The 19016-nt window shown below is 55.2% G+C and carries 19 protein-coding genes; 6 read left to right on the forward strand and 13 right to left on the reverse strand.

What is annotated here, in order from left to right:
• Nucleotides 1-189 precede the first annotated feature (189 nt).
• From ABSB80_RS01355 to ABSB80_RS01380, 6 genes are read right to left on the reverse strand one after another with little or no spacing between them, the layout of a single operon-like run.
• A complete protein-coding gene (locus ABSB80_RS01355; protein ID WP_428367382.1) occupies nucleotides 190-573 on the reverse strand; it encodes a 4Fe-4S dicluster domain-containing protein in 384 nt (127 codons plus the stop codon).
• A gap of 5 nt (nucleotides 574-578) precedes the next feature.
• Nucleotides 579-1658: a hydrogenase large subunit gene (locus ABSB80_RS01360; RefSeq protein ID WP_428367384.1), complete on the reverse strand. Its 1080-nt coding sequence runs from the start codon at nucleotides 1656-1658 to the stop codon at nucleotides 579-581.
• Complete coding sequence (locus ABSB80_RS01365) at nucleotides 1655-2032, reverse strand: NADH-quinone oxidoreductase subunit C (RefSeq protein ID WP_428367386.1); 378 nt, start codon at nucleotides 2030-2032, stop codon at nucleotides 1655-1657. Before ABSB80_RS01365 ends, ABSB80_RS01360 begins: the two co-directional genes overlap by 4 nt.
• Nucleotides 2029-2496 (reverse strand): NADH-quinone oxidoreductase subunit B family protein, encoded by a 468-nt coding sequence (locus tag ABSB80_RS01370; protein ID WP_428367388.1) that lies wholly within the window; start codon nucleotides 2494-2496, stop codon nucleotides 2029-2031. The genes ABSB80_RS01365 and ABSB80_RS01370 overlap by 4 nt, the downstream gene beginning before the upstream one ends.
• On the reverse strand, nucleotides 2493-3374 hold the full coding sequence (locus ABSB80_RS01375; protein ID WP_428367390.1) for a respiratory chain complex I subunit 1 family protein: 882 nt from the start codon (nucleotides 3372-3374) through the stop codon (nucleotides 2493-2495). Before ABSB80_RS01375 ends, ABSB80_RS01370 begins: the two co-directional genes overlap by 4 nt.
• Complete coding sequence (locus ABSB80_RS01380; RefSeq protein ID WP_428367392.1) at nucleotides 3371-5284, reverse strand: NADH-quinone oxidoreductase subunit 5 family protein; 1914 nt, start codon at nucleotides 5282-5284, stop codon at nucleotides 3371-3373. Before ABSB80_RS01380 ends, ABSB80_RS01375 begins: the two co-directional genes overlap by 4 nt.
• Nucleotides 5285-5748: 464 nt before the next feature.
• Here ABSB80_RS01380 and ABSB80_RS01385 point away from each other — a divergent pair, with 464 nt between their 5' ends.
• Nucleotides 5749-7797: a sodium-translocating pyrophosphatase gene (locus tag ABSB80_RS01385; protein WP_428367394.1), complete on the forward strand. Its 2049-nt coding sequence runs from the start codon at nucleotides 5749-5751 to the stop codon at nucleotides 7795-7797.
• A gap of 333 nt (nucleotides 7798-8130) precedes the next feature.
• Here the strand turns inward: ABSB80_RS01385 and ABSB80_RS01390 are convergent, their stop codons facing one another.
• On the reverse strand, nucleotides 8131-11055 hold the full coding sequence (locus tag ABSB80_RS01390) for a response regulator (protein ID WP_428367396.1): 2925 nt from the start codon (nucleotides 11053-11055) through the stop codon (nucleotides 8131-8133).
• A gap of 280 nt (nucleotides 11056-11335) precedes the next feature.
• Nucleotides 11336-11521 carry a hypothetical protein gene (locus ABSB80_RS01395; RefSeq protein WP_428367398.1) on the reverse strand — a complete coding sequence of 62 codons (186 nt, stop codon included), beginning with the start codon at nucleotides 11519-11521 and terminating at the stop codon, nucleotides 11336-11338.
• 129 nt (nucleotides 11522-11650) lie between these two features.
• Here ABSB80_RS01395 and ABSB80_RS01400 point away from each other — a divergent pair, with 129 nt between their 5' ends.
• From ABSB80_RS01400 to ABSB80_RS01410, 3 genes are all read left to right on the forward strand, one after another.
• The gene (locus tag ABSB80_RS01400; protein ID WP_428367400.1) at nucleotides 11651-12052 is read left to right on the forward strand and encodes a hypothetical protein; all 402 of its coding nucleotides are present in this window, start codon (nucleotides 11651-11653) and stop codon (nucleotides 12050-12052) included.
• Between the two features lie 196 nt (nucleotides 12053-12248).
• A complete protein-coding gene (locus ABSB80_RS01405) occupies nucleotides 12249-12836 on the forward strand; it encodes a hypothetical protein (protein WP_428367402.1) in 588 nt (195 codons plus the stop codon).
• A 103-nt stretch (nucleotides 12837-12939) separates the two neighbouring features.
• Entirely contained in the window at nucleotides 12940-13836 is an 897-nt protein-coding gene (locus tag ABSB80_RS01410; RefSeq protein WP_428367404.1) for a hypothetical protein, read from the forward strand.
• 285 nt (nucleotides 13837-14121) lie between these two features.
• On the opposite strand, the gene ABSB80_RS01415 is transcribed toward ABSB80_RS01410, so the two are convergent.
• The 4 genes from ABSB80_RS01415 to ABSB80_RS01430 are packed head-to-tail and all read right to left on the reverse strand — an operon-like array spanning nucleotide 14122 to nucleotide 16835.
• On the reverse strand, nucleotides 14122-14769 hold the full coding sequence (locus ABSB80_RS01415; RefSeq protein WP_428367406.1) for a flavodoxin family protein: 648 nt from the start codon (nucleotides 14767-14769) through the stop codon (nucleotides 14122-14124).
• A 37-nt stretch (nucleotides 14770-14806) separates the two neighbouring features.
• Nucleotides 14807-15625 (reverse strand): nitroreductase family protein, encoded by an 819-nt coding sequence (locus ABSB80_RS01420; RefSeq protein WP_428367408.1) that lies wholly within the window; start codon nucleotides 15623-15625, stop codon nucleotides 14807-14809.
• Nucleotides 15626-15661: 36 nt separating this feature from the next.
• Nucleotides 15662-16267 (reverse strand): flavodoxin family protein, encoded by a 606-nt coding sequence (locus ABSB80_RS01425; protein WP_428367410.1) that lies wholly within the window; start codon nucleotides 16265-16267, stop codon nucleotides 15662-15664.
• 4 nt (nucleotides 16268-16271) lie between these two features.
• A complete protein-coding gene (locus ABSB80_RS01430) occupies nucleotides 16272-16835 on the reverse strand; it encodes a flavin reductase family protein (protein WP_428367412.1) in 564 nt (187 codons plus the stop codon).
• Nucleotides 16836-17060: 225 nt separating this feature from the next.
• Between ABSB80_RS01430 and ABSB80_RS01435 the strand changes: the two genes are divergently transcribed.
• Both ABSB80_RS01435 and ABSB80_RS01440 read left to right on the forward strand, forming a co-directional pair.
• A complete protein-coding gene (locus ABSB80_RS01435; protein WP_428367414.1) occupies nucleotides 17061-17387 on the forward strand; it encodes a winged helix-turn-helix transcriptional regulator in 327 nt (108 codons plus the stop codon).
• Nucleotide 17388: 1 nt separating this feature from the next.
• Nucleotides 17389-18102, forward strand: a complete 714-nt coding sequence (locus ABSB80_RS01440; RefSeq protein ID WP_428367416.1) for a DNA alkylation repair protein — start codon at nucleotides 17389-17391, stop codon at nucleotides 18100-18102.
• Nucleotides 18103-18465: 363 nt separating this feature from the next.
• Here the strand turns inward: ABSB80_RS01440 and ABSB80_RS01445 are convergent, their stop codons facing one another.
• On the reverse strand, nucleotides 18466-18837 hold the full coding sequence (locus tag ABSB80_RS01445) for a hypothetical protein (protein WP_428367418.1): 372 nt from the start codon (nucleotides 18835-18837) through the stop codon (nucleotides 18466-18468).
• Between the last annotated feature and the right edge of the window lie 179 nt (nucleotides 18838-19016).

The raw sequence follows: 19016 nt of genomic DNA on the forward strand, positions 1-19016 counted from the left end.
AACCTTTTTAAATTATGCTGGCAGGCTGTTCCCGGAAACCCCCACCCCCGGGGAGATAACAGCCTCGACGTACCAGGCTCGCGATGGACAAAGAAGAGCAATTCAGATTTGGAGAGGTCCGGGATAACCTCAAAAGAGATTTGGTTTTGACCCGGTATTGACCCGAATCCCGGCAGCAATTCTGCCGTATTATACCGCTGCCTCGTCCTTCTTCTCAGGCTTTGGGGGTTTTACGTACGTGATAGTGACTATCTCCACACTCCGGGAGGTTACCGGAGCAGAGTACTGGGTGTCCATGAACAGGCATTTCACCGGGCAGGTGTCGACGCACGAGTTGCACACCACGCACCGGAGCCGGTCGATCTGCCAGGTCTTTTCTTCCTTGTCAACCACCAGCGCCTGCGCCGGGCATTTCCGCTGACAGGTCCCGCAGGAAATACATTTACTCTCGTCGATGGTGACGTGCCCCCTGCTGATGGGGGTCTTCTTGGCAGGCTCTGCCGGGTAGAGGATCGTTGCCGGGCGGTTGAGGACGGTCCTCAATGCCGTTTTTACCATTTCGAAAAATGCCATGGCACTCACCGCTCCGTACAACTTATGCAGGGATCGATGGACAACACGATGACCGGGACATCGGCAAGCTCGCAGCCCTGGAGCATCCTGATCAGGGAGGGGATATTGGTCAGCGTCGGGGTCCTGATCCGGGACCTCACGAGGAATTTCGTACCGTTTCCCTTGATGTAGTGAACAAGCTCTCCCCGCGGCTGTTCGGCTCGGGTGAAATATTCTCCGTTCGGCATCCCTGTCACTTTCACATCGATCGGCCCTTCGGGGATCTTTCCAATCACCTGCCTGATGATATCCATAGACGTGAACAGTTCCCTTGACCTGACTACACACCGTGCATAGCAGTCCCCCCCACTCTCGGTGACGGTCTCAAGCTTGAGCTTCCCGTAGGCAGCATACCCTGTCTTCCGGAGGTCGATATCGACACCGCTCGCACGAGCCGTGGGCCCCACGGCTCCGAGATGGTATGCATCCTCTTTTGAGAGCACCCCCACGTCTTTTGTTCGGTGCCTGACCGAATCATCCCGGAGGAACACGGTCGTCAGCCCTTCGATCTCCTTCTGGATGCTATCAAGATCCTTTTTCATCTCGTCGAGTTTCTCACCGCTGATATCGCGTCTCACGCCGCCGATCTTGCAGGACCCCTGGATGACCCGCCCGCCGGTCGTCTGTTCCATGACATCGAGGATGCGCTCGCGGATCCTCCATGCGTTCATGAAGAGGTTTTCGAACCCGAAAGAATCGGCAAAACACCCCAACCAGAGAAGGTGAGAGTGCAGCCTCGAATATTCCGACCAGATTGTGCGGAGGAAAACCGCTCGTTCGGGCACCTCGATATTCATGATCTTTTCGACGCCCTGGCAATACGTCATCCCGTGGATGAAACTGCAGATCCCGCACGTCCTCTCGGCAATATAGACATACTCGGTATACTCCCGCTTCTCCACGAGTTTTTCAAAACCCCGGTGGATATACCCGATAGAGGGGATCACATCCACCACTTTTTCGTCCTCCAGGACGAGGTCAAGGTGGATCGGTTCGGGAAGGACCGGGTGCTGCGGCCCGAAGGGGATGACGATCTGCTTGGTCATGGTTTCTCTCCTTTCGTTATCGTGACACTAGGTATGCCGAACGGGTTTTTTATCTTGGTCCGGATGAATGTCCCCTTGAAATCGATATTCATGCCCCTGACCTGGATACCAAAGAGATCGTGCATCTCGTTCTCGTACACGAATGCCCCCCAGTACATCCCCGAGATGCTGGGAACTTCCGTTTCAGCGGTGACGGTGATCCGCAGGTTTTTGAAGACGAAGTCCTTGTCGAAGGAGTAGTTGATCTCAAATACATCGCCGACTTTCGTGCAGCCGATCTGGACAAGGCGGTATCCCTCATTCCTGAACTGCTCGACACCGCCAAAAAGATTTCCGACTTCGATGGGTATGATTGTCTGTTCCTGTGTTGTCAAACCGCATCACCCGCTTTCGCCCGGCTGCCCGCTCTCTTTTCTGCCATTGCCAGTCGTTTGGATTCAAGAATTCCCAAGCCTTGTACCACGCCATCGATGATCGATTCCGGGCGGGCTGCGCAGCCGGTGACGTAGACATCGACCGGGATGACCTTGTCAATGCCGCCCATCACATTGTAGCATTCCCGGAAGATCCCGCCGGAGGTAGCACAGATGCCGATTGCGACTACGACTTTCGGGTCCGGGATCAGTTCATACGTGTTGATGAGTACCTGCCGGTTCTGTTCATTGACGCTCCCGGTGACAAGGAAGATATCGGCATGCTTCGGGTTACCGGTATTGACGATCCCGAACCGTTCCACATCGTAGAGGGGGGTCAGGGCTGCCAGGACTTCGATGTCGCAACCGTTGCAGGACGAGGCATCATAGTGGATGATCCAGGGAGATTTCTTCAGGTAGGTCATGGTGCGACCACCATCCTCAGGTAATAGAGGACTCCGAGGTTTACAATACCGAGCGTCCCTGCAACAAGCCACGCACTCCGCAACGTCAGCTGCCATTTGACACGCGACGTCGTATTGTCGATGAGAATCTCAAGGAAATAGGCGACGATGATCGCAGCAATAGCGATAACGGGGTTGAACCCGAAGAAGAGGTAGACCACCCCGAGCAGGAATACGTACTCGTACCAGTGGGCGATCTCGATCTTCCCGAGGTTGGGGCCTGCGAAATCGGTGGTGACACCCTTGACGATCTCCTGGTGCGCATGGTGGGAGGTGGAGAGGTCGAAGGGTGACTTCCTCAGCTTGATCGTGAGGACGATCAGGTAGCCGATGAAGACGCCGGGCAGGAACATGATGATGGGTATACCGGACGATACGATGGCGCTCACGTTGAAACTGTGGGTGACCATGTACATCCCTACCGCCGTGAAAATGATCATCGGTTCGTAGGCGATGATCTGGATGAGCTCGCGTTCCGCCCCGATATGGCTGTAGGGAGAGTACGACGCGTAGGCCCCGAGCACGAGGAATATGTGCGAGAGCGTAAACGCGAATATGACGAGCAGCATGTCCCCTCCCGAGAAGAACAATGCTCCCGCGACCACCATGAAGACAAGGTAACTCAGTACATAGAAGTTCTGGGTCGTCGTCACCACCGGGTTCTCTTTCTCGAAGAGCTTGCCCACATCGTAGAATGGCTGGATTACCGGCGGTCCGACCCGCCCCTGCATCCGGGCGGTCACCTTCCGGTCGATCCCGGCAACGAGCCCGCCTATCACCGGGGCAAGGAGGATGTACACTGCCGCACTGAGGAGGGAGGACCAGGGTTCGTCAATCACAGGATCACCCCCGCAAGCATGACACCGGCAATGAGCACGAGGCCCCAGCAGAGCAGGACTCCGATCATGAAGAGTTTTTCCTCACCAAAATAATTCCGCATGTAGTAATTCGAGAGGACGAGGTCCCGGGTCGTACCCATCGATCCTGCAAACTTCATCTCTCCAACCGTCGGCCTCCCTCCCATGTACGGGTGCGTAAGGATCTGGTCGCGCCGCTGGAAGAGCATGGAAAATGGCATGATCATCAGGAGTGCCAGCATCAGGATCATGATGGTGAGGTTTGCCTGCGCAAGACGGGTTGTTTCCCCATAAATATGCATCACGAACGGCTCAATCAGCATCGACGATATCAGGGGGAAGATGAGGGCGACGACAACGACAAGTGCGGTAAGGATGGATAAGACCGCCCACATCTCCGTTTTTATGCTGCCCTCGACATTTACCTGGTTCCGCATAACGGAGATGATCTTCCCCATCCACTTGCTCCAGAAGAAGAGGCTTGCCGACCCTCCGAAGGCGAGGATGGTAATGAAGACGAGGCCGAACGGTGCCGCGGTGAAGGCTTCGATGGCTGCCCATTTGGAGATGATCATACCGAAGGGTGCGAGGAACATCCCGGCCATGCCGATGAACATCATGAGAGCGACCTTCGGCATGCGTTCGATGAGCCCCCCCATATCCTCGATATCCCTGCTGCCGATACTGTGCTCGACCGTACCGACACACAGGAAGAGGAGCGATTTTGCGATGGCATGGAATATGATCAGAAGGATCGCGACCCACATGAGGTTGTAGGTCCCTACTCCTGCGCATGCAACGATCAAACCGAGGTTGGCGATCGTTGAATAGGCAAGCACCCGTTTTGCATTACTCTGGGATATGGCAATACAGGAGGCGAGGAGGAACGTGATGCCCCCCACGAGCGCTATCATGAGACCTTCAGGAGTCCCGGACAGGACCGGTGCGAACCGGACAATGATATACACACCGGCCTTCACCATGGTGCTCGAGTGCAGCAGGGCCGAGACCGGTGTCGGTGCCACCATTGCCCCGACAAGCCAGGAGGAGAACGGCATCAGGGCAGCTTTGGTGATGCCGGCAAAGCTGATGAGGACTGCGGGGACTAGAGCTATGACGTATCCCGAGGTTATGAGGGTATTGAGTTCAAACAGCCTGCCGGAAGGGTCCATCAGGGCGATATAGACCAGTGCAGCCATGAACGCAACTCCCCCAAGAAGGTTCATGGAAAGGGCAAGAAACGCATTGTTGGTGGCTTCCGGTGTCTGCGAATACCCGATCAGGACAAATGAACAGATGGTGGTGATCTCCCAGAAGAAGAACATCCAGATGAGATTATTGGAAAAGATGAGGCCGAACATCGCTGCAAGGAAGACGAACATGATGAAAAAGAACAGGTTCCTCCGGTCTTTGATTGCAGGGTGAAGCTGGTGGTACGTGTCCATGTAACCCAGAGAGTACACGCAGATGAGGCTTCCGATGATCCCGATGATCAACGCCATGATGATCGAGAACTGGTCGATGAAGAGGTTATTGACCGGATGAATTCCAGGGATAAGGCCGGTCTCGAAGAATATGAGCAGGCCCGCCTGGACCAGTATCAGGGCGACGGTGAAGGATTTACGGTATTTTACACCCAGGTACAGGATGAACACTGCAAGCAGTAGCTCGATAACGAACATGAGCTGCCCGACCTGTTCGGAACCGAACGCGAAATAGAGCGATCCCTGATCAAATGCGACGAAAAGCAGGTACAGCGTTATCAGGGCAATAACCATTGCGGAAATCCTGACGATCCAGTTGCGATCCGCATCGCGCCGCACAAGTACCATGAACAGCGCCGTAATTAACGGGAACAGAATGAGGAACACTAAAAACTGCGAAATCTGCACGAACTATCCACCCTCTCTGAATATGGGAATTTTTCATTATTAATCATATTGAATTGTGCACGCCCCCGTAGTTCCCTTTCAAAGAACAGGATTGTGCCGGAAAATGGCCGGGACCGGAAAAAGAGAATCCACCGGAATTCCGAAAAATGCCGGAGATTCAGGAACATATTTCCGTGACCTGGTGCGCGGTCTGGTGCAGATTCTGCTGATAGTTCAGGTGGGGATAAAAGTTTAATGTTTCAAAAATGTACTAATAATCTCTTAGGATGGGATATGGACGAGTGCGGGGTGAGCCCCGGAGCCATTGCACCTTCCTTTGGATCATTTGAGCAGGTTACTGCTGATGCCAATACATGATACCTGATGTGTCTGTCCCGCGTCCCGGTTCCGGCTGTTCATTCAGTCGGGGTTCGGTCGTCTAGTCGCAACCGGGAGCAGGGGCAGCATGGCAGGAGGGTTTGGGAATGTTTGAATTCGCGTTACCATTTGTGGTTATTGTAAGCGTTATTGCATTGATCGTCGCGGCATTCCTCGCACGCAGTGTCCTCTCTCAGGATGAGGGCACGCCGAAGATGCGCGAGGTCGCGGATGCAATCAGGGTGGGTGCAGAAGCATTCATCAAACGACAGTACTCGACTATTGCCATCCTGGCAATCATACTCGCTGTGGTCATCTTTGCGGTGTACTTCATCTCGGGTCAGCAGCAGCTGGCAATCGACACTGCCCTTGCGTACCTGTTCGGTGCGTTCTGTAGTGCGATGGCAGGCATCATCGGCATGTCCATTGCAGTACGTGCAAACGTCCGCACGGCATCGGCCGCACAGACCAGCTCCGGAAAAGCGCTCGACATCTCCTTTAGGGGCGGTGCGGTCTCCGGGCTGATCATAACCGCGATGTCGCTCCTCGGTGTCTCGCTCACCTTCTATGCCCTTGGTGCAAACCCGACCGAGACCCCGTTCATCATTGTCGGGTTCGGTTTTGGTGCGTCGTTTGTCGCCCTGTTTGCCCAGCTCGGCGGCGGTATCTACACCAAGGCCGCTGACGTCGGAGCAGACCTTGTGGGCAAAGTCGAGGCAGGTATCCCTGAGGACGACGTCCGGAACCCCGCGACCATCGCAGACCTTGTCGGTGACAACGTAGGCGACTGTGCCGGGCGTGGCGCTGACCTGTTCGAATCAACCGCAGCCGAAAACATCGGTGCGATGATCCTCGGTGTGGCGCTCTTCCCGGTCTTCGGCATCAACGGCATCCTCTTCCCGCTCGTGATGTGCGCCTTCGGCCTCATCGCAAGCATGATCGGCATCCTCTCCGTCCGCGGAAAGGACGACGCCGATCCGATGGTCGCCCTCAACCGCGGGTACTATATCACTGCCATCATCGCCGCTATCTTCTTCTACATCGGCACCATGTGGCTCCTCGGGAACATCTGGTTCTTCTACGCCGGTCTCGTGGGTATCGTGATGTCGGTTGTCTTCCTCCGGGTGACGCTCTACTACACCGATCACAACTACCGCCCCGTGCAGGAGATAGCCGACGCGTCAGAGACCGGAGCAGCGACCAACATCATCTCCGGACTCTCAGTCGGGCTTGAGACCACCGCCATCCCGGCGATCGTCATCGGCCTCGCCCTCCTCACCTCCTACGCACTCGGTACCATGAGCGGTATTGCCAGCGGCGGGCTGTATGGTACTGCCGTAGCGACGATTGGCATGCTCTCGGTCTGTGCCTACGTCCTTGCCATGGACACGTTCGGCCCCATCGCCGACAACGCTGGCGGTATCGTCGAGATGAGCCAGGCCCCCGAATCAGTCCGCAAGCGCATGGACCGGCTCGACTCCGCGGGCAATACCACGAAAGCGCTCACCAAGGGGTATGCAATCGGCAGCGCAGCGCTCGCCGTCTTCCTGCTCTTCAACGCGTACATGAACGACGTGGCCCACCTCATCTCCAAGCCATTTACCACCGTCAATCTTGCAGCGGTCCCGGTATTTGTCGGTGCCCTGCTTGGTGCAATGCTCATCTTCCTCTTCGCAAGCCTCGCCATCCGGGCCGTTTCCAAGACCGCACAGTATGTCATCACCGAGGTCCGCGAGCAGTTCAAGGACCCCGCCATCATGGCAGGGACCAAGAAGCCTGACTACGCCCGCGTGATCGACATCACCACGGTGGGTGCGCTCAAGAATATGGTCCTGCCCGGCATCATCGCCGTCGCGTTCCCCATCATCATCGGCGTCACCCTGAAATACGAGGCGCTCGCAGGGTTCCTGATGGTCGGCACCATCGCCGGCATCCTCCTCGCCCTCATCCTCAACAACGCTGGTGGCGCATGGGACAATGCCAAGAAATACATCGAGTCCGGTGCCCACGGTGGCAAGGGCAGCGATGCCCACAAGGCAGCAGTCATCGGAGACACCGTCGGCGACCCGTGCAAGGACACCGCAGGCCCGTCACTCCACGTGCTCATCAAGCTCCTCGCCACCCTGACGCTCGTGCTCGTGCCGCTCTTCATCTAATTTTTTTGCGTTGCCCCTCGGGGGTTATCGTTCAGACCGGAACTGCACCTGAATTCCGGCTGTTATTTCTCTACCAAGAGCCTTTTGTTTCCGGTTTTCCCTGCCCGAAGTATCGTGAAGTCGCCACGGGCTGTACGATGACTGCGAAGCCCTCCACTGGACACGAGGGGGACTGCCGTTTTCAGGCGGCCGAAGATCCCTGTGGAATCGGGTGCGAACGCTGTGCGATTATCCTGAAAACTGGTTCATACGACCGCATCCTGTCAGGTCTGCGCCGGGTAGCAATCGCAGATCCTCCATTCCACGCTGACCCGCAGGCTCCGGAACGTGTCTCTACCGTGCTTCCCGTTCCCTGGTCTTCCTGAACATTCCATCCGGGATATGGATCCTGAACTGGGCGCCCCTGCCATACTCACCGCTCTCCCGGATTACCAGAGAGGTGATCGCAAGAACCTCCTTCACGAGGAACAGTCCGAGGCCGGTATGGGAGCCGAACCCTTTTCCGAAAATCTTCTGCTTGTCTTCAGGCAGGATCCCTCTCCCGTCATCCTCGATTATCAGGTTGAAACCGTCGGGAGCCGCTTCTCCGGTAACCCATATTCTTGTAACGGTGCCGCCGTGCATCACGGCATTTTCAAAAAGGTTGTAAAATACCATTTCCAGAAGCGGGTCGGCGAAGATCTCGATACATGATAAGGATTCGTCTATGGAAACATGGGAGAAAACGCCGTCCTGGCATACGTTCATCGCAGAGCTGTAGACATTCTGCCAGATAGGGTTCCTTACGCCAATGTCCTGATATTGCCGGGTAAACAGGATCTGGCTTTTGATCACCTCGCTCGCCTGCATCGCTTTTTCAATCAGGTTTCTGGCATCAGGATCCGTGATTATTTCTTCGGTCAGCCCCAGATATCCATGGAGCCCGGTCAGCTGGTTGAGGATGTCGTGCCGGGTTATGACCGAGAGCAGGTTGAGTTTTTTGTTTGCCTCGAAGAGTGCCTGGTCAGTGCGCTTGCGGTCGGTAATATCCCTCCCCACGGACTGGAACTCCACCGCCTTGCCGTTTTCATCGAATACGGCGCGATCCGACCATTGCTGCCAGCGGATCCCGCCGTCCGGCATCCGGATCCGGTGTTCGATAGTCGCTACCGGCTGAGCCGATGTTATGGAAGAGAAATGCGCTTTGACAATCCCCATATCTTCTTTCGGAATCTCGGGCGGGCACAGAGCGCCGACAAGTTCTTTCCGGCTCTTCCCGAAATACCGGCAATACGCTTCGTTTACGAACGTGAGTTTCCCATCCGGCGTGAACCGGCAGATGAACTCCGTCTGGTCCTCGACAACGTTCCGGTACCGCTCTTCACTAAGACGGAGTTCCTGCTGGCTTTTGCTGAGCTCATCGAAGTTCTGGCGAAGCTCCTCTTCGTTCATGGTCAGCTGCTCGTAGGCAGTATTGAGGTCGGCATGCGAGAGCCGCAGTTTCTCTTCCGCGACCATGCGGTCGGTCGTATCCCTGCCCACTGACTGGAATTCGATGATCCGGCCGTTCGTATCAAAAACTGCACGGTCGCTCCAGCGCTGGTAGCGCACCTCTCCTGAAGGCATGATGATCCGGTGCTCGATAATACCAACGGTGTTTTCAGGAGTGAACGCTGAAAGATGCCGTTTCATCAGCTGCAGGTCTTCGGGGGGAATGACAACCGTGTGTTTCGTCCCAATACATGCGGTTTTGTCCAGGCCGAAATACCGGCAATACGCTTCGTTGACGAACGTGAGTTTCCCATCCGGCGTGAACCGGCAGATGAACTCCGTCTGGTCCTCGACAACGTTCCGGTACCGTTCCTCACTCCGGCGGAGAGCCTGTTCGCTTTTGCTGAGCTCGTCGTAGTTCTGGCGCAGCTCTTCCTCGGTCGCGGTCAGCTGCTCGTATGCTGCATTCAGGTCTTCATAGACGAGCCGCAGCTTCTCTTCCGCGACCATGCGATCGGTCGTATCCCTGCCGACCGACTGGAATTCAACGATCCGGCCATTCGCATCGAAGACTGCACGGTCGCTCCAGCGCTGGTAGCGCACCTCACCGGAAGGCATGATGATCCGGTGCTCGATGCTTGAGACAGGACTCTCAGGAGTGAACGCCGAAAGGTGTTGTTTCATCAGCTGCAGGTCTTCGGGGGGAATGACTACTGAGTGTTTCGCCCCGATACATACGGTTTTGTCGAGACCGAAATACCGGCAATACGCTTCGTTGACGAACGTGAGTTTGCCGTCGGGCGTGAACCGGCAGATGAACTCTGTCTGGTCCTCGACAACGTTCCGGTACCGCTCCTCGCTCCGGCGGAGAGCCTGTTCGCTTTTGCTGAGCTCGTCGTAGTTCTGGCGCAGCTCTTCCTCGGTTGCAGTCAGCTGTTCATATGCTGCATGCAGGTCCTCGTTCATGCGGTTCAGTTTTTCTTCCGCTTCCTTTCGTTCGGTGACATCCCGGAGAGCAACGATTGCACCGATTACGCGGCCCTGCGTGTCATAGAGCGGGGAAGCAACGAGCCAGAGGTGCGCCCCCCTCCCATTATAAACGGCAGGACTGTGGAACTCTGACGTGATTTTATCCCCTTTCCTTTCCGTGTTAGGAGCCTGTGATTCATTCGTCCTGTCATTGTTCATGACGAGATCCACGATGCGGGGGATCTTCCCCCCATAACAAGTGATGGCTTGGGAATAGTCCCCGGTTCCAAGGATCGATTCCTTCGGGATCCCGGTAATCTCCTCCATCGTCCTGTTCCAGGCTATCACTTTGTTGCTATGGTCGATAACGAACATCGCGTCCGGAAGGAAATTGATGATATCTGCCATCCGCTGCTGTGATTCCTTCAGCTCGTCCTGCATCCGTTTCCGTTCAATGGCGTTCTTGAGCTTATATTCAAGTTCGACGAACTGGGAAGTCGGTTCACCACCTTTCTGGAGATAGAAGTCTGCACCGCTGTTCAGTGCCTCGATTGCAACTTCTTCCCTGCCCCTTCCGGTGAAAAGGATGAAAGGGAGGTTCTTGTGACGCGCCCGGATAAGGCGCAGGAACTCGATGCCGTCCATGCCGGGCATCTGGTAATCGGAAATGATTCCGGCATAGTCCTGATGCTGCATCTTCTCCAGCGCTTCTCTGGCAGACGTAGCGGTATAAACCTGGAGATGGCCTGAACGTTCAAGATAGGTTTTACCGAGATCCAGAAGGGCTGGTTCATCGTCAACGTAGAGCACATCAGGCATGGTAATTTCCGGGAATGCGAAATAGACATATTAGTGTACCCATATAAAAAAAGATCGATTTTCTCTGATGTCGAAAATATGGGTTTTCCGGGCTTTTTCACGATTAAAAAATTCCAGATGCCGAATCCTTAATTTTCTGACCACGGACAGGAAATCAGAACACTGGAATCAGGATACAGGCGTCCCGACTCTCTTTACAAACAACACCGCATTTCATGACAAAATCCACACTTTCCGTGACCACGATATCCTCAAATGGATCCCCGGCACGGCGACGATATCAGCAGATCTTCCCGGGGTAAGTACGCCAATGGCGTCCCTCTGCAGGAGATCTGCAGCCATGCCCGTCGCCGCCCGGAGCGTCCTGACAGGGGGGTATCCCATTGGTCGCCATCTCACCAAACTCCCGTGCCTCGTTTGTCCGGTACGAGAAGATCCCCAGGTCCGTCCCGAAGACTGTCTTCACTGAGCCCCACGTTCAAGAAAGTCATCCAGTGCCGTATGGTTTTCATCTCTCATCAGTCCACTCCGGAATTATCGGTACTTTGTTCCCCGGGTTAACACAGGACAGGATAACCTATCCGTAACGGGATGGATGAAGGATACAACAAAGAGCGCGCCTTCATACGAACAGGAGATGGAGGATAGCAGGACGCGAAAAGATCCGTTCCTTGGAATTCGTTGGTATATGATGCCGGATCAGGGAAAAAAGGAATTTCAATCACGCCCTTTTCCTGATAAGGAGCATTGTACCGCAGATCCTGATCGCGGAGAGGCTATGATAAGTGTATTAATCTGGGGCATATGTGCTCGCGATATTATCACACCGGTAGTCTCGATACAAAACCATGTGCCGGATGGGCTCGAACTCAACGGAAAATATGTATTCGACGCCCTTACCGGGATCATAAGGGTAGCGAGGCCAATCAATAGAATCCCAGCCATCAACGGAATACCGTTGTTACTCTGTGACGGTATGAGCCATTATCGATTCTAGTATTGGCGAGAAAAAGCCGCATAATCAGGGCCGGTGATTTGGCTATTTTGGTTCTTTGGCGTACTGCCGGGAATCCCATTTACCGGCGACCAATCACCGATAATATTCTCCTTCGGCCCGTGAGTCATTGCAAAAATATTATAATAACCTGCTTCATAGATAACATATATAAAATAAGAAAAATTGGGTGGTGGATATGGCAGAAAATCTCACTGAAAAAACTCCGCAGAAGCGGGAATACCCTGATGATGAGCGGGCGAGGATCCGACAGATCGGGTATTACACGATCTGCTTCATCATAGTCCTCGCAGGGATCGCGATTATGACACGGCTCTACCCTGCAGGGCTAGATGACATGACCAAACTGATCATTTACGTGGCCTGTTCCGGCGGTCTAGGAGGGCTTGCTTTTAGCATATACGGGTATACCAAGCACCTCCTGAAGAACGACTTCAACCTCAACGCAGTCTGGTGGTATATCATGCGCCCCTTCATCGGCATTGTCTACGGTTCTTTTGCATTCTTTTTTATTGCCGGTGGGCTCATGACATTATCCGGGACCAGCCAGCCTGTGGCCGAAACCCTGTTCACGACAAAAACCGTCATGTTCTACTGTGCACTGGCGTTCCTGACCGGGTATTCCGAGTCATCATTTACTGCCCAGCTCAAGGAACTGGCGGAAGCAGTTTTCAAAACTCCAGAGAATAACCAGACCGGTACGCCGCCGGAGAGTGCAGGTACTGGCAGTACAAATTCGACGGATCAGTCATCAGCTGGTAAGTAAGAATTTCCCTGCCTCCTCTTTTTCGCCATGAACGGGCAGGGTGCGATCCTGCCGGTTGCATGCATCGAATACTGCCGGTCTTCCTGAATTCCCTGAAAATATAATGGGTATTATACGACAGGATTTTATTTTCCGCACTCCGACCCTGATCATGGCCCGGCAGGAGCATGTCCACATCATCAGCGCAGGAGAGAACATCTACCCGTCATATGCCGCAACCGTCCGCGACTATCCGGACATCACGCAGATGTTCGTCTTTGTCGATACGGAGCTCTATACCAACAGCCTCCGGGACGAAGGCGCTGTCCGCGAACAGAAAGAGGCGGCCCGGGAAGAGGTGACAAAAGTCAAATCCCTCTCGGCGACGCTTTCGATCCCCGCCTCGCTCGTGTACGTCGTACCACCGGCTGACGTGTCCGCACGCGATGCTGTCATGAAGATCCGGAAGGGGCATCCTGACGCAAAGTTCTCGTTCGATCTCACGGCCGGATCGAAAGATCTTTCCATGGCCCTCTTCGCCATCTCGCTCTGGGTAGGCGGGAACGCGTTCTATGCGTTTGGCGGGCGGAAGAACGGGGCAGAGAACGCAAAACTTGCGGTGCCGAAGATACCTGCGGTGAACGTGGCTGCAAACCCGAACTACATCCGGATCCTCCAGACCCTTGCACGCAAACCGGGAAAACAGGAGGCTTCGGGCAGGGTGCTGCCCCGTCATTATATTTTCACCCAGCTGGAATCCTTCTATGTGCCGGTGCGGAAGAAGGGGGTGAACGTCATCCCGAATGTCCCCGGCAAGACCGATGTGAACACAGGAAAAAAGGCCATTATACCCAGGCTCAGCCAGGGGACGCTGTCAAGCCTGCTCAATACTCTTGCGAGCTTGGATATGATCCGGGATGTACCCGGCGCGGATTGCGGCAGGAGAGAGAAATACTACCGGATCACTCCCAATGGTGAGCTCGCGTTGCAGCTCACCGAGATCAAACCGCGAAACGGGTGAGTGAGATGTACATTTGACAGTCAAATGTACAATTGATTATCAAATGTACATCTGACAAAGATCCATGAGCTCACGACGGACGAATTCTCTGAGGGGGGAGGAGTACCCCCACGAGGACATGGTGAGGGGGCGGGCATTTTTTCACGCGGATGGACGGGACCCCCGGGGGGTTAGGGGTCCTGATGGGAATATATAAGGGGCCTTGACGCAAGCGGCGTGAACGCATACAAAACGCATTCGTTGCACAAAAACACCTCGTATATCCGGAATGGGCGTGTACCCGGCTCACCGGGCTTTTCCCAGCCTCACTCCCAGTTCAAACGTCCGCCTGCAGTCCTGAGGGAAGACGGTCCTGCGTCGTACCTTCCGCTCCTCCGGGTCGAAATAACTGAAGACTACCTTTTCATAGTCTTCGAACTGGAGGGTCTCGAAGGAGAAGAGGGATTCGGCATGCCCGAACGTGCGGTTCAGAACGTTTTCATTCAGACCGGTATGCACGGTATAATGGTACTCCTTCATCAGCTGTTCCGATACGTTCATCGTGTAAATGAACGCGGTCCGGATCTTTCCCTTGAAAAGGGACGAGGGAGGGCTGGTGTACGCGAGGTACGGGAAGAGGAGCCGCTCCATGAAGCACCGCATCATGCCGGTCACTGTCCCGAAATAGATGGGGGAGCCGAGTATGAGGGCGTCAACATCCGGTATCTCTTCAAGAACGGGGGTCAGCCCGTCCTGCACGGCACATTTCCCGTAGCTCTTCCCGCCTTTCAGTTTGCACGCAAAGCAGCTGGTGCAGCCGGTGTAGTCAAGGTCATAGAGGTGGACCAGTTCCGTTTCTGCTTCCTGAGAAGCTGCACCGTCAAGGGTGTTCCGGAGCAGGGTCGCGGTATTCCACGTCTTTCTCGGGCTTCCGTTAATTGCAAGAACTTTCATGGTCGTGTTCCTTCCTGTTTTTTCAGGTCCGGCAGGTTTACTGCCATGTTACCTCAAGGGGTTTCCGGCGGGGGATCCCGTAGATTTTGTACTGCGGGTGGCCAAACATCATCGCATAGGCGCATTTCCGTCCGGCTGGGATTCCGATCTCCTTCCGGAGGGGCTCAGAGGATGCTGCAGCCATTGCGACAAAACCGGCCCAGCAGGTCCCGATGCCAAATGCCGGGGCAGCGATATCGACGTGGGTAAGGGCGATGATGGCATCCACGGATGCAACCGGGTTGCCCTCCGGTATGTGGGCGAAGAGGAGGTGCGGGGCGCCGCGGCAGATGACGTCGCGTCCGCTATCCCATGCCCGGAGCAGGGTGGGTATATAGCCGCTCATCGGGTGGCCCGTGTCCTGCAGGGTCTTCATCCACGCGACGGTCAATCCGGCGATATTCTTCACCTTCTCCGGATCGTGAACGACAATCCACTGCACCGGCTGCCCGTTGCCTCCCGAGGGGGCATACCGGGCAATATCGAGGATCTCAAGGATCGTCTCCTTTGACACTGAATCTTTGGTGAAGTGGCGCACGGACCGGCGTTTCCGGAGGTAGGAGGCCATATCCCAGGAAGAGATCGTTCCGGCACCGCCCGGGAGGAGCACCTTCTCATCCGGGCGGTCGTTCAGGAGGAGGGCCTGCGTGGGGCAAGAGACCTCGCAGTGGCCGCACCGGATACATATGCCGGCGACAGCATCGTTCACTGCCGGCAGGGTGTTCTCATCGGCGGGGGTAACAACCGCCACCGGGCAGACGACAGAGCAGATCCCACAGCGGTTGCAGAGATCCTGGTCAACAAGTATCGTGGTCATGGGGGTCACTCCATAGATTTGTAGTCGGGCATACGGTCAGCATTTTTTCCCCTTTTTAGGAACAGGTCCGGCCTTTTTCATCAGTGAAAGAAGCCATGCCATATTCGTCCCGGTATCCCGTGCCCAGGCCAGTCCTTCCTCATCGTTCGTGACATCCCCGATGTTCTTCCCCACCCCGATGGGAGGCAGGCCCGGGACGACCATGCCGCCGATCAGCAGGAAATGGAGAAGTGAGTCGAGGGTATGCACGGCCCCGGCACGCCGGACAGAAACCACTGCGGAACCCGCCTTGCGCCGGAACAGGCCGCCGTTAGCCATCGACACGAAGCCGGCCCGGTCTATCAGGGCCTTCATCTCGGCAGTGACATCCATGAAATAGACCGGGGACCCAAGAATAATTCCGTCCGAGGCGGCCATCTTCGCGATACACTCGTTCACGATGTCGTCAGGGATGACGCACCGCTTGTCCCGGTTCTCGAAGCATTTCATGCAGGCAGTGCACCCGCGGATCTTCTTGCCGCCGACCTGTACGAGTTCCGTCGTGATCCCTTCCTTTTCGAGTTCCTGCAGCACCTGGCGTATCAGGAGACTGGTGTTCCCTTCCGGCCGCGGGCTCCCGTTGAATGCAACAACCTTTGTCATCTCATCACTCCCTAACCAGATTCTTCCCGGCACTCCATGCATCACCGGCATACTTCCCGAGGGTCCAGTAGCGGTTGTCGGGCATCGTCAGGATGAGCGGGTCGATCTTCGGGAAATCCGGCTTCCCGTCCTTCATCACCCTGCCATCCGCATATGCTCCTGCAATTTCACCGATGAAAAGCGTATTGGTCGGCAGGAGGACGGTCTGGACAAGCCGGCATTCGAGCGAGACCGGGCATTCCATGATCATCGGGGCTGTCTTCAGCGGACCATAAAACACGTCAAACACCCGGGACTTGTCGGTCACCGCACCGGATACGAGACCACAGTAGTCGGTCTTCTCGAGAAGGTCCGATGAGGGAATATTCACCGAGAACGTCTTTGTCTCCGTTATCCCTTTCGGAGTGTAATGGTGGTTTCCGATCCCGCAGACTATCATCGGCGGGTTCGCGTTCGCCCGGGCACACCAGCCCACGGTCATGAAGTTGTCTTTTCCGTTCACCTGTGTTCCCACGAGAACGACAGGCATCGGGATGAAAAAGTTCTGTCCGATCGGTTTCTTATCCATTGCTTTTTCCTCACTTCCCCTCCTCTGCGGAGGCTCCCTGACCGGAGGTCACAAACAGCAGAATACTTGTTATTTTTCTGCAAGGGCACTTTAAGCCATTAGATTAAAATCTGCCTTAACTGGATATATAGGATATACAAGTAAAATAGTAACATACTTTCATTGGGGTAACCATGATCTACACGAAAGAATGGAAAGACCTTTCACTGCCCGGTTGAGGCTGCCTTGGATGTGATCGGGGGCAAGTGGAAACCCCTTATCCTCTGGGCCCTCGGGGACAACGTGCTGAGGTTCAACGAGCTGCAGAAGGGCCTGCCGGGCGTCAATACCAAGATGCTGACGAAGCAGCTCCGCGAGCTTGAGGGGGATGGCGTGATCCGGAGGACGGTCTATCCTGAGGTACCGCCGCGGGTGGAGTACGCCATCACGGATTTCGGCCGGACCCTTATCCCGATCCTGCAGGCACTCTGCACCTGGGGGGCCCATTATCTTGGGATCGAGTATGCGTCCCCGTACCAGTGCCCAGCAAAAACGGGCAGGACTAAGCGATAATATGGATTCGATCATCTCGCGTATCCGTAAAGACCTTGCCGAAAGTGCAGACCCGAATACCCAGCAGAACTTCCAGCGTTTCTTCAAAGAAGAGATACGGTATTACGGCGTCAAAGTGCCGGCCGTCAATAAAATCGCGAACAGGTACTGGAAGGAGATCAGATCCCTGGACAAGCAGGAGATCTTCGCGCTCTGCGAGGAATTGTATCTGTCCGGCTATTGCGAGGAGGCGTTTGTTGTCTCCACATGGGCCCCGAAACTTGCTGCCAGGTACGAACCTTCCGATATCGCGGTATTCCGGTACTGGATCGACACGTACATCACCAACTGGGCGACATGCGACGCATTCTGCAACCACACGATGGGCGACTTCATTGAACAGTTCCCGGAATATATTGACGAACTGAAACGCTGGACGAAGTCGGGGAACCGCTGGATGCGGCGGGCGGCTGCGGTATCGCTGATCGTCCCGGCAAAGCACGGGAAATTCCTGAACGAGGCCATCGGGATTGCCGACCTGCTGCTGACCGATAGCGAGGATATGGTGCAGAAGGGCTACGGGTGGCTCCTCAAGGAGGCGAGCCGGAACCATACGGACGAGATCTTTACCTATGTCATGCGGAAAAGAGGGGTGATGCCCCGGACGGCGCTGCGGTACGCGATCGAGCTGATGCCAAAAGAGATGAAATCCGAGGCAATGAAGAGGGACTGGTAATATAGGGACGGTATATCACCGGATTATCCGGAACTGTCACAAAGAAAAACCTGGGCCGTGTTCACAGCATCGCGGGTTCGGTTAACCGGGTTTTCACCATGACCATCCGTTACAATTCACGATGAAAAGCAGATCCCGGGCCGGAAATAACGGATGCCGGGGAGGATGATCCCCCTCAGGCACGACATTGAAAACAGTCCTCTACTCCAATATGGTCGACCCAGAAACCGTGGATCTTGCAGGAGATCCTTACGTTCTCTACGTGGCTGATGTCCACACAGAACTCTTTTCCGGAGTGAGCTCAATCGCTTCATGCCTGTTTCTACAGAACCCGTTTCTCCTTCCTTGAAGAAACCGGGTATTTTACCGGATTTGTGCCACCCTCTGTTGTACAAGATCGATGAGATCTCCGAGACCTGCACACCGGTTGATCTCTTCAGTGCTGATAAAGAGCCGCAGCTCGCTGCCGGCCTGGAGAAGCACGACAGGAAACTTCAGGGCCCGGGGGCCGAACTCGGAGGAGAATTCGTTTCGGTTCAGGAACCGGGCCGGGATGCCCAGATCGCGGATGAAACGCTTCCATTCCTTCTTCATGCCAATGGGACTGTAGGTAAGGGAGTACAGGGAGCAACCATCCCCTCCCGGGGCCGCCGCACGGCTGGCATAATCCTTGATCTTCGGTAGCACTCCGCTGTCGCTGTTAAAGATAAAAATGAGAGTCCTCTCAAGCGGCATATAACAAGCCACTCTCTCTGTCAGGAATTAAACTTTGGGATCGTTCAGAGAGAAACCGGAGAAGCCGTCCGGTCACCAGTCTCACTGCTGGGTACTCGGGCACCTTGCGCACGCTGGGAGATTAACTTCCCAGGTTCAGGACCAAATACCCGTCGTTCGCCATAGAGGAGAAGAGCGGA

It is taken from the genome of Methanoregula sp., assembly GCF_050010295.1.
Taxonomy (GTDB): Archaea; Halobacteriota; Methanomicrobia; order Methanomicrobiales; family Methanospirillaceae; genus Methanoregula.